Origin of the sequence: Streptomyces sp. UH6 (assembly GCF_013421635.1) — a bacterium.
Classification (GTDB): Bacteria; Actinomycetota; Actinomycetes; order Streptomycetales; family Streptomycetaceae; genus Streptomyces; species Streptomyces abyssomicinicus.
Genome location: NZ_JACADT010000926.1, coordinates 1 through 2,265, shown reverse-complemented (window position 1 = coordinate 2,265; position 2,265 = coordinate 1). Strand labels below are relative to the sequence as shown.

Here is a 2,265-nt window from a genome sequence, read left to right as displayed (position 1 = left end):
TCTGAACCCCCGGGGGCGCACCGGTGGGAACAAGGTGGTCAGGTGGTACTCCAGGTCCTCCCGCCGCGGCCCCGAACCGCCCGCCGCGCCCCGGCGCAGCCAGTCCCGGAAGGTCGTCCCCTCGGGCACCTCCCACGGGCCGACGGTGCGCCGCCGGCACATCAGCGGAGCGTCCAGAGCCCGCCGCGTCCAGGCCGCCCGGGGCTCCGCCTCCAGCGGGGGAGCGCCCGCCCGCTCCGCGCCGATCTCCGCCCAGCGCAGCTGCCGGGTGGAACGCCAGCCGGTGGGACGCCCCTCCGCGGCGGGGGAGTGGGCGAAGGCGGCCAGCAGCACCGCGCCCAGCAGGTGCGAGAGCTGCCAGCGCCGCACGTGCCCCAGAGGGCCCGGCTCCTCGTACCCGGCGTCCAGGTTGACCTGGACGGAGGACGAGGTGCACATCATGATCCGCCCGGCCGGTCCCGCCCGGTCCAGGCTGCGTTCCATGGCGTCGTACCGGGCCTCGCGCAGGAACCGCCGAGGCGACTGCCAGGGGTCCAGGCCGATGCCCGCCAGGGTCAGGCCGTGCGGGCGCAGCGCCGAGCGGACCACCGCCAGGTCGGCGCGCATCGTCTCCACGCACGCGGTCAGCGAGGAGGCGGGCCGGGAACTCAGCTCGATCTGGCCGCCCGGCTCCGCGGTGAGCAGCGCGTCCACCGGCAGCCCGGGCAGTGAGGCGTGCGCCGCCTCCAGCCGGTCGGGGGTGACGGTGACGCGGGGATCGTCCAGGTCGTGGACCAGCCACTCCAGCTCCACACCGAGCAGACGGGGCGGACCGGTCCTGAAACAGGAGCCGTGGACCAGCGCCTCCGCGCCGGCCTCCGACAGCACCTCTCCGGACCGCGCCGCCGTCGTGCCTGTCGCCTCGGGCATAACCGGGGATCTCCCTCCTGCGAGAGCGGACGCCGCTGGGTCCCACCCAAGACCCTGACACGGGAGGACACAAGGGCGCACCTCGGGAGCCAGGGGGGCGAGACCGGGCATTGGCGGCCCACAGCCACGTAACAGCAAGAAGCGCGGCACGAAAAGGCGGGTGAAGCGGCGGAGGCGGAGAGGCCGGAGGCGGAGAGGCGGCAGGGCGACGGGCGACGGGGAGAAGGCCGGAGGGCCGGGCCCCGGGGCGTTCCCCGGTACGGCCCGGCCCTCCGCGGCGGACGGCGTCAGCCCGCGGCCTTGCGCACCAGCTCGGCAAGCCGCTCCGCGATGTCGTCGGTGATCCCGGTCAGGGCGTAGGCGCTCGGCCAGAAGGAACCCTCGTCGAGCGAGGCCACGTCGCTGAAGCCGAACTCGGAGTACCGGGTGTTGAACTTCCCCGAGCACTTGAAGAAACAGAGGACCTTGCCGTCCTTGGAGTACGCCGGCATCCCGTACCAGAGGCGGGGCGTGAGCTGGGGGGCGGCGGTCCTGACGATCTCGTGGACCCGTGCGGCGAGGAGGCGGTCGCCCTCCGCCATCTCCGCGATCTTCTCCAGGACCTCGGCCTCCGGGTCGGCCTTGGCCCCGCGGCGCGAGCTCTTGCGCACCTCCTCGGCGCGGTCCTTCATCGCGGCGCGCTCCTGCGCGGTGAACCCCTCCTGCGCCTCGTCGAGCGTGCCTGCCGTCTGCTTGCTGCCCATCGCGGACTTCCCCTCTCGCACTGCCGCACCGGAGCCGCCCGGGTGTACCGGACCGGCGTCCTGCCTGTGCTCCACACGCTAGTTCCGCGGGGGCCGGCGCCGCTTCTCGAAAACTGACCGGTCCCGCAGGCCGCGGTCTCAGCGGATCTGCTGAATGCGGATCAGGTTGCCCGCCGGGTCACGGAAGGCGCAGTCCCGGATGCCGTAGGGCTGCTCCGTCGGCTCCTGCACCACCTCGGCGCCACCGGCGCGCAGCTTGTCGAAGGTCGCGTCCAGCTGGTGCGTGGCCAGGAGGATCCAGCCGAAGGTGCCCTTCGCCATCATCTCGGCGATGGTGCGGCGTTCGGCGTCGGTGACCCCCGGGTCGGCGCCGGGAGGGGCGAGCAGGATGGACGGGCCCGGCCCGCCGGCCGGGCCGACGGTGATCCAGCGCATCCGTCCCTCCCCGACGTCCCCGCGGACCTCGAAGCCGAGCAGGTCGCGGTAGAAGGCCAGGGAGGCCTCCGGGTCGTCGTGGGGGAGGGAGGTGGTGTTGATCGTGAGGTCCATGCCGTCACCGTAGAACGGTCGCGACGGCGCCGCCCGCACTTCGCCGCTCATGCTCCGGGCGCCG

3 protein-coding genes are annotated in these 2,265 nt (G+C 74.0%); all 3 read right to left on the bottom strand.

The genetic code is table 11. The features are described 5' to 3' along the window. Positions 1–909, bottom strand: a 909-nt coding sequence (locus HW445_RS27640) for a glutamate-cysteine ligase family protein (protein WP_180223595.1), incomplete at its 3' end; no start/stop codon positions are given. A 287-nt stretch (positions 910–1,196) separates the two neighbouring features. Continuing rightward, positions 1,197–1,652 (bottom strand): iron chaperone, encoded by a 456-nt coding sequence (locus tag HW445_RS27635; RefSeq protein WP_180223594.1) that lies wholly within the window; start codon positions 1,650–1,652, stop codon positions 1,197–1,199. A 138-nt stretch (positions 1,653–1,790) separates the two neighbouring features. After that, complete coding sequence (locus HW445_RS27630) at positions 1,791–2,201, bottom strand: VOC family protein (RefSeq protein WP_180223593.1); 411 nt, start codon at positions 2,199–2,201, stop codon at positions 1,791–1,793. Positions 2,202–2,265 lie beyond the last annotated feature (64 nt).

Excerpts from the sequence above, each read along its gene's own strand:
- HW445_RS27630 (WP_180223593.1), bottom strand. The coding sequence starts at position 2,201 with ATGGACCTCACGATCAACACCACCTCCCTCCCCCACGACGACCCGGAG.
- HW445_RS27635 (WP_180223594.1), bottom strand. The coding sequence starts at position 1,652 with ATGGGCAGCAAGCAGACGGCAGGCACGCTCGACGAGGCGCAGGAGGGG.